Source organism: Streptomyces sp. TM32 (assembly GCF_004122755.1).
GTDB classification, from domain to species: Bacteria; Actinomycetota; Actinomycetes; order Streptomycetales; family Streptomycetaceae; genus Streptomyces; species Streptomyces sioyaensis.
Map to the genome: position 1 here is coordinate 44,392 of NZ_SDIG01000034.1, position 7,671 is coordinate 52,062.

The 7,671-nt window shown below is 67.6% G+C and carries 5 protein-coding genes, 1 tRNA gene and 2 pseudogenes; 2 read left to right on the forward strand and 6 right to left on the reverse strand.

All coding sequences use genetic code 11. The features are described from left to right. Positions 1-18 precede the first annotated feature (18 nt). Positions 19-103: transfer RNA gene (locus tag EST92_RS11235), tRNA-Leu, on the forward strand. Positions 104-355: 252 nt separating this feature from the next. On the opposite strand, the gene allB is transcribed toward EST92_RS11235, so the two are convergent. From allB to EST92_RS11265, 5 genes and pseudogenes are all read right to left on the reverse strand, one after another. Next, a complete protein-coding gene (gene allB, locus EST92_RS11245) occupies positions 356-1,696 on the reverse strand; it encodes an allantoinase AllB (protein ID WP_129280792.1) in 1,341 nt (446 codons plus the stop codon). Between the two features lie 106 nt (positions 1,697-1,802). Next, positions 1,803-3,311: an NCS1 family nucleobase:cation symporter-1 gene (locus tag EST92_RS11250; protein WP_254068769.1), complete on the reverse strand. Its 1,509-nt coding sequence runs from the start codon at positions 3,309-3,311 to the stop codon at positions 1,803-1,805. 85 nt (positions 3,312-3,396) lie between these two features. After that, positions 3,397-4,137, reverse strand: a complete 741-nt coding sequence (locus tag EST92_RS11255; protein WP_129280794.1) for an aspartate/glutamate racemase family protein — start codon at positions 4,135-4,137, stop codon at positions 3,397-3,399. A gap of 402 nt (positions 4,138-4,539) precedes the next feature. Beyond that, positions 4,540-4,936, reverse strand: a pseudogene (locus tag EST92_RS11260) (aspartate/glutamate racemase family protein). Positions 4,937-4,940: 4 nt separating this feature from the next. Continuing rightward, positions 4,941-6,416, reverse strand: coding sequence for an NCS1 family nucleobase:cation symporter-1 (locus EST92_RS11265; protein ID WP_129280795.1), 1,476 nt, complete (start codon positions 6,414-6,416; stop codon positions 4,941-4,943). A 227-nt stretch (positions 6,417-6,643) separates the two neighbouring features. On the opposite strand from EST92_RS11265, the gene EST92_RS11270 reads away from it, so the two are divergent. Next, the gene (locus EST92_RS11270) at positions 6,644-7,339 is read left to right on the forward strand and encodes a GntR family transcriptional regulator (protein WP_129280796.1); all 696 of its coding nucleotides are present in this window, start codon (positions 6,644-6,646) and stop codon (positions 7,337-7,339) included. Positions 7,340-7,352: 13 nt separating this feature from the next. Here EST92_RS11270 and EST92_RS31125 read toward each other — a convergent pair. Next, a pseudogene (locus EST92_RS31125) lies at positions 7,353-7,475 on the reverse strand (ATP-binding protein); the annotation flags it as partial. Positions 7,476-7,671 lie beyond the last annotated feature (196 nt).

Genomic DNA, 7,671 nt, shown 5'->3' on the forward strand with positions numbered 1-7,671 from the left:
CGCACCGGCAGACACCTTGTCCGGGTGGCGGAATGGCAGACGCGCTAGCTTGAGGTGCTAGTGCCCTTTATCGGGCGTGGGGGTTCAAGTCCCCCCTCGGACACTCGAATACGCACATCAGCGGGTTGTGACCGTACGGTCACAACCCGCTGATGTGCGTGGTGCTTCAGCTCAAGCCGTCACGGTGCCGGTTGCGGGCGCGGTCATGGGTGGAGGGGCACGGGATGCCGTCGCGGGTCAGTCATTCGGCAGCGGCGTGGCAGCACGTGCCGCGGAGGTAGCGGCCTTCTGGCGGAGGTGTTCCCACTGCCCGGCATCAGCGCTGCTGGGTCCGCGCGGCCCCAGGCCACCTCGGTCACGCCATCCCCCGTTTCAGGAGCCGTCCGCGCGGTTCGTCGCCGATATCGATCTGCACACCGTTCAGCCAGGTGCTGCGCACCGTGCCGGCGAGCGCTCGGCCGCAGTAGGCCGATACCGGGTTCTTGTGCTGCAGGTGCGCGACGTCCACGACGGCTGCCTCGTCCGGAGCGAAGACGCAGAAGTCGGCGGCGCTCCCGAGCGCGATGCGGCCCTTGTGAAGCAATCCGGCCTGTTGGGCGGGGCTCTCCGCCATCCACCGCACGACGTCGGTCAGGGCGTGGCCGCGCTTGCGGGCTTCGGTCCAGACGGCGGGCAGGCCCAGTTGCAGGGAGGCGATCCCGCCCCATGCGACCCCGAAGTCACCGATGTCGAATCGCTTGAGTTCCTCGATGCACGGCGAATGGTCGGAGACGATCATGTCGATGACGCCGTCCCCCAGGCCTTTCCACAGCAGCTCGCGGTTGGCCGCCTCCCGGATCGGCGGGCAGCATTTGAATTGTGTCGCACCGTCGGGAATCTCCTCCGCGGTGAAGGACAGGTAGTGCGGACACGTCTCGACCGTGAGCTGTACGCCGTCGCGCCGGGCCGAAGCGATCATGGGCAGGGCATCGGAACTCGACAGGTGCAGGATGTGCACCCGGGCCCCGGTCCATCGTGCCGACTCGATGACCTGCGCGATGGCAAGGTTCTCCGCGCCGCGCGGCCGGGAACGGAGGAAGTCCTGGTAGCTCTCTCCATGGGGGGTGGCCGCTCGATCGATCGCGTGCGCGTCCTCGGCGTGCACGATCATCAGCGCGCCGAACGATGCGGTCTCCCGCAGGGCGCGCTCAAGCTGCTCCGGCTCCAGATGCGGGAACTCGTCGACGCCCGAGTGCAACAGGAAGCACTTGAACCCGAACACTCCTGCGTCGTGCAGGCCCCGCAGATCGGCGAGGTTGTCGGGCAACGCACCGCCCCAGAAGCCGACGTCGACCCACGACTGCCCTTCCGCGGCCTTGCGTTTGACCGTCAGGGCGCTGGTGTTGGTCGTGGGGGGAACGCTGTTGAGCGGCATGTCGATGAGAGTGGTGATCCCACCAGCGGCGGCCGCACGCGTCGCGCTGGCGAATCCTTCCCACTCGGTGCGGCCCGGCTCGTTCACGTGCACATGGGTGTCCACGAGGCCGGGCAGCAGGACAACGTCCTCGCCGAGCGCGAGGACCCGCTCCGCCTGCAGGTCCGCATCGAGCGGCTCGATGGCCGCGATCCGGCCCTCGGCCACTCCGATGCAGCGAGCAACCTCGCCGGCTGCGGTCACCACCCGCGGGGCGCGGAATACAACATCAAGGTCTGGCATACGGGCTTGTGCCCTTTCTGTCTCACGGCCGGGCACGCGACGGTGCACGCGCTCGGCCGACGGGCCCGGAGGAGCTGCCTTCGGGGTGTCCGGTGGTGAGCGGAGTTCAGTGCTTCGGGGAAGGAACCTCTTCACGGACCGGGGCCGTGTCGGGGCCGGACGGTGCCAGCTCGGAGGCGATCATGGTGTGGTCGAGCTTCCCGCCGGCCCGGGAGGCCGCGGACCGCCAGTAGTACAGCGCCCCACCGATCGCCAGGCCGAAGACCCAGGAGAACGGTGCGACGTCCTGGAAGTCCTTGTCGAGCGCCAGCACCGCGCAGATGACCGCTGCGGGCACGAAGGCGATGACGGCGTTCGGGTTGAATCCCCTGCGGTAGTAGTACGCACCGGCCTGGTCGGCGCTGAACAGCTCATCGACGTCAATTCGGCCGCGGCGGATCAGGTAGTAGTCGACGAGGAGGATGGCGACCAGCGGACCGAGGAACGCGCCCAGCGCACCGAGGAAGTACTGGATCACCACCGGGCTGGAGTAGAGCTTCCACGGCATCACCACGATCGCCAGCACTGCTGTGATCATGCCGCCGCGCTTGAAGTTCAGGTACTTCGGTACCAGGTTGGCGAAGTCGTAGGCCGGTGAGACGAAGTTGGCGACGACATTGATGCCCACGGTGGCGATCATGAAGGAGAGTGCGCCGATCACCGTCACCCACGGGTTGTCGATCCGGTGGATCACCTCGACCGGGTCGGAGATCGCGTCGCCGAAGACGGCGATGGTGCCTGCCGTCATCAGCACGGAGACCACCGCGAAGGCGGTGAAGTTCACCGGCAGTCCGAGCAGGTTCCCTCGTCGGTAGGAACGGTGGTCGGGCGTGAAGCGGGCGAAGTCGGCGTAATTGAGGACGAGCGTCAAGAAGGTCGCCACGGTCAGGCTCACCGCGATCACACTCTGGTGGAACTGCTCGCCTCCACCGAGGCCGGTCAGGCTCTTGGTCAGTGAGATGTCCCCGTCGGCCTTCACCAGCAGCCAGATGGCGAGCGCGACCATGACGAGCCAGACCACGGGGCCGGTGGCGAAGTCCTGAATCCTGCGGATGAACTCCATGCCGCGGGTCAGCAGCAGCGCCTGCAGGCCCCACATCACCAAGAAGGCGATCCAACCGAGGGTGGACAGGCCGAGGAGGGCGTTGTGGTCGTACTGCGCGAGACCCGGTGCGATCTGGATGCCCAGGAGCACCAATGCCTCCGAGGCGAGCCAGGTCTGGATGCCGTACCAGGCGACTGCCATGATCGCGCGGATCAGTGCGGGGATGTTCGCTCCGAAGACGCCCCAACTCGCCCGCGCAAGCACCGGAAAGGGTACGCCGGTGCGGTGGCCGGCGTGGCCCATCCGGTTCATGAACCCGTACACGAGCGTGATGCCGACGAGCAGTGCGACGAAGACCTCCCAGGGGGGCAGGCCGATGACGAAGAGGCTTGACGCGAAGGCGTAGTTGCTGATCGCGTGGGTGTCGGACATCCACAGCGCGAAGATGCTGTACGTGCCCCACTTGCGCTCACGCGCCGGGCCGAGGTCTTCGTTGTAGAGGCGGGGATCCGGGCTGTTCGGTGCTGACACGCTGTCCTCCATCGAACGGGGTGGAGTATTTCCGGGAACAGTGACGTGCGGGTGTGCGTGTCGAGGCGGGGGCGTAACCCGGGCCTCAGCGGGCGTCACGTAGGTGTTGCGAGAGCGGCCAGGAGCCGATCGTCTTGGGCCGGGGGCCGGCGAAGCTTCGGACCTTGGAAGTGGAGAGCCCCAGTTCGTGGCACGCCTCGGCGAATTTCACGGCAGCGGCGACGCCGTCCACGACCGGGACGCCGAGAGCGGCGGACACCTTCTCCCGTAGGCCGGCCATCCCTCCGCAGCCGAGGCAGATCACCTCGGCCCGGTCCTCCTCGATCAACCGTCGGGCGGTGGCGATGACCGCCTTGACGGTGACCTCCGCGTCCTCCTCCAGCTCCAGTACTCCGAGGCCGGTGGCGCGCACCGACGCACAGCGCTGAAGGAGTCCGGCGGTACGCAGTCGGTCCTCGATCTGGGGGACGGCCCGGTCGAGGGTCGTGACGACGCCATAGGAGTGCCCGAGCAGCATCGCCATCTGCGCCGCGCACTCCGTGATGTCCAGGACAGGTCCGTCGAGGACTTCCTGCGCGCCCTCGCGGCCGGGTTCGCCGAACCCCGCCATGACGAGGGCGTCGAAGGGGACGTCGATGGTGGTGAGCCGGTCCAGGACGGCGGCGGCGCTGAGGTAGCCCTCGAAGTGCCCCTCGATCGACTCGGGCCCCCAGAGGGGCTCGGTCGCAAGGATCTCGGTACCGGGTGAGGCACTCGCTTCGGCGATCGCCCGGATCGAGGCGGTCATCGAAGCCGTGGTGTTCGGATTCATGACGAGGATGCGCACGAAGAACTCCGCAGGGGGGAGATTTAGAGGTTTCCACAAAGCGGAAACCGAATTCCATTGCGCTGACCGTAGCTTCGTCCAAGACCTCGGTCAAGAGCGATGACCAGGGGGAATGTGAGGCGTTCGAGCGCCCTGCCCAGGAGCGGCAGCGGGGACACACGGCCGCCACGGCATCCCCGGACACGGCCATCCATCGGCCCGGTGTCCCGGGCGACCGGAGGCACCGGTCGCCCGGGGCCCCACTGTCACTGAGCTGCCGTCAAAGGTGCGGCTCTGCTCGGCAGTTGGTCGAGGCGTCAGCCTCGACGTCGTCCCGCACCAGCCCGGGGGCCGGCGGCCTGGGACAGCAGCTACGCGGCCGCCCTGCGCACGCCGCCGCAGCCCCTGGGACGGCGTGACTGCTCACCGGTGTCCGCCGGGAGGCGGCGACCAGCTGCGCCGCTTGGACGGAGGTGTGGCGTATGAGCCGACGCGGCTGGTGGTCAGGCCCAGACCGACGAGCGATTCGGCGAGTTTGACGGCCGCGGCGACACCGTCGACGACGCTCCCGGGCGCCTTCCCGGCCGTGTTCACCGAAGCCCGCCATGACCACCGCATCGAACGGTTCGTCGAGGTCGCGCAGCAGGTCGAGCACGGCGGCGGACAGGAAGCTGTCGACCCACCCCTCGGCCGACTCCGGCCCCCACCTCGGGGTGAGACCCACGATCTCGGTGCCCGGGCCGGCCGCCGCCCGCGCGCGGGCGCAGATCTCCTCGGTCATCGCGACTGTGGTGTTGCAGTTGGTGACCAAGATGCGCATCGCGTCAGGCATGGCTGCTCTCCACCACCGGGGCCGGGACCGTCATGACGGACTCACGGCCGGCGACCAGCCTGTACAGCAGAGCGGCACCGGCCGTACCGATGAACCAGGAGTACGCCGCTATCGGCGAGAAGACCGGAACGAGTGCGATCACCGCGCTGAGGACGGCGGTGGGGAGGAAGGCGATCAGCGCCTTGCGGTTGAAGCCCTTGCGGTAATAGTAGGGCGACGACTCGTCCGCTACGAAGAGTTGGGCCACGTCGACCCGGCCGCGCTTGATCAAGTAGTAATCCACCATCATCACGCCGTACAGGGGGCCGAGGAAGGCACCGAGGCCGCCGAGGAAGTAGTTGATCACGACCGGGTTGGAGAACAGATTCCACGGCAGGACGACGAGCGCGGCCACCGTGCTGATCATGCCGCCGGTCTTGAAGGAGATCCGCCGCGGGCAGACGTTGGCCAGGTCGTAGGCGGGCGAAACGAAATTGGCCACGATATTGACGCCCATGGTGGCGACCGCGAAGGTCACTGCGCCGATGATCAGGACGGAGGGATTCCCGACCTTGGCGATCAACTCGGCCGGATCGGTGATGGCCGTACCGAAGACCTCCACGCTGCCTGCCGTAACGATCACCGACAGCAGGGCGAAGGCCGAGGAGTTGATCGGCAGACCCCAGAAGTTGCCGCGCCGCACCGTCCGCTCGTCAGGGGCGAAGCGGGCGAAGTCGCAGAAGTTGAGCATCAGCGTGCCGTAGGTGGACAGGATCAGGCCGACGCCACCGAACCACATCCGGACCTGCTCGCCGGTGGAGAGGTGCCGGAGACTGCTGGTCAGCGAGATGTGCCAGTCGGCCTTGATCATGATCCACACGGCCAGCACGATCATCACGAGCCAGATGGCCGGTCCGCAGAAGTCCTGGAACTTGCGGACGGCCTCCATTCCCCGGCTGATGATCAGCGCCTGGAGGACCCACAGGACGAGGAAGGAGATCCAGCCGAGCTCGCTCAGCCCGAGGAAGCTGCGCGTCGTCCAGGACTTCAGGGCAGGGTCGGCGGTCAGGATGAGGACGTTGACGGCCACGGAGGCCAGGTAGGTCTGAATGCCGTACCACATGATGGCGATCACGGCACGGATCAGCGCGGGAATATTGGCGCCCCAGACGCCGAAACCGATGCGCGCCACCACGGGAAAGGGCACGCCGGTGCGCTGACCGACGCGTCCCATGAGGTTCATGCCGATGTAGATGATCACGAAGCCGACCAGCAGCGAGGAGAAGATCTGCCACGCGCTCATGCCCAGGACCAACAGGCCGGCGGCGAAGGTGTAGTTGCCGAGGTTGTGTACGTCGGACATCCACATGGCGAACAGGTCGAAGACCTTCCATCTTCGGCGTTGCGCAGGGGCCAGGTCCGCGTTGTGGAGTCTCGGGTCGGCGGTGGGGAAAGTGGTGCCGGACTCGGCGGGTTCGGTGGGATTCATGGTCACCAACGCCTCCAGACAGGCGGTCCGAGGAATCCGCGCGGAGGTGGGGTGCCCATGGCGCGAATTTTGGGATCCCAAACTTCCCACGATGATGCGCCCCTCGTGGCGGCTGGTCAACGGATCTGAGTCTCCGTTCTGGAAAAGCCCGGTCTCACAGTGGTCACGCCGCTCTACGATGTGGTATCGGACCTGGAGGTCACCGCACCATCGACGGGAAGTGAGACGTGTCCGCTGCCGCACAGTCGCCACAGCCCCTGGCCGCCGTCCGGGAACGCGTCCACGCCGAACTACGAGAGCGCATCATCAGCGGTGAGTTGGAGCCGGGCAGCCGCCTGGTCGAGCGCGAGGTCGCCGAGCGATTCGGCGTCTCGCGGCTGCCCGTCCGTGAGGCCATCCGGACCCTCACGGCGGAGGGGTTCCTCGCCGCGGAGTCAGCGCGCCGCATCGTGGTCCGCCGGCTCACCCGCAAAGACGTGGACGAGCTCTTCGAGCTGCGGGAAGCGCTGGAGGGCTACATCGCCGGACTGGCCGCGAAGCGTGCCTCCCCCGACGACCTGAAGGCTCTGCGGGACCTGCTCGACCAGGCGGCGAGGGCCACCGAGCGGCAACGGGCGGCCGAGATTCTCGATATCAACAACCGATTCCACGAGCGGATCCTGGCGCTGGCCGACAACAGCGCGATCGCCAAGGCGCTGCACTCGGCCGAAGGACGAATGCGGTGGATCACCAGACAGAACCGCGAATGGAGCCACCTGCTGGAGGAGCACCAGCAGCTCTACGAGGCGATTGCCTCGCGCGACGCACGGCGGGCCACGGCATATGCGCTGCAACACGTCAGGGTCAACCGCCTCGTCACACTGCGCACTCTTTTCGGTCCCGAGGACGACCCGGATACCGAGCACAACGAGGGCGAGCGGTGACGGACTCCAGAAGTCACCCGCCGGAATCGGCGGTGAGGGCCTGCTCGGCCCAGATGGTCTTGCCGTCGTTCCCGTAACGCACGCCCCAGCGCCGGGTGAGCTGAGCGACGATGAAGAGCCCGCGGCCGTCGGTCGTCTTCCGGCCGGTCCGTGGCGCGCGGCGCCGGGCGGAACGGCCCGATGGCACCGTTCGGCGGCACGGCTGGGCCCCCGCACCATCGGGCCGCTCGGGCCGCGACTTGAGCCGGCGGCCGTGCCGGTGTTCTCTTGGCGGGTGAGACGCAGATCCCCGGTTCCTCCTGCCCCGCTCCCCCAGCGCGACGGCATCGATC

Coding starts and splice junctions, on each gene's coding strand:
- allB (WP_129280792.1), bottom strand. CDS start 1,696: ATGCCAGACCTTGATGTTGTATTCCGCGCCCCGCGGGTGGTGACCGCA.
- EST92_RS11265 (WP_129280795.1), bottom strand. CDS start 6,416: ATGAATCCCACCGAACCCGCCGAGTCCGGCACCACTTTCCCCACCGCC.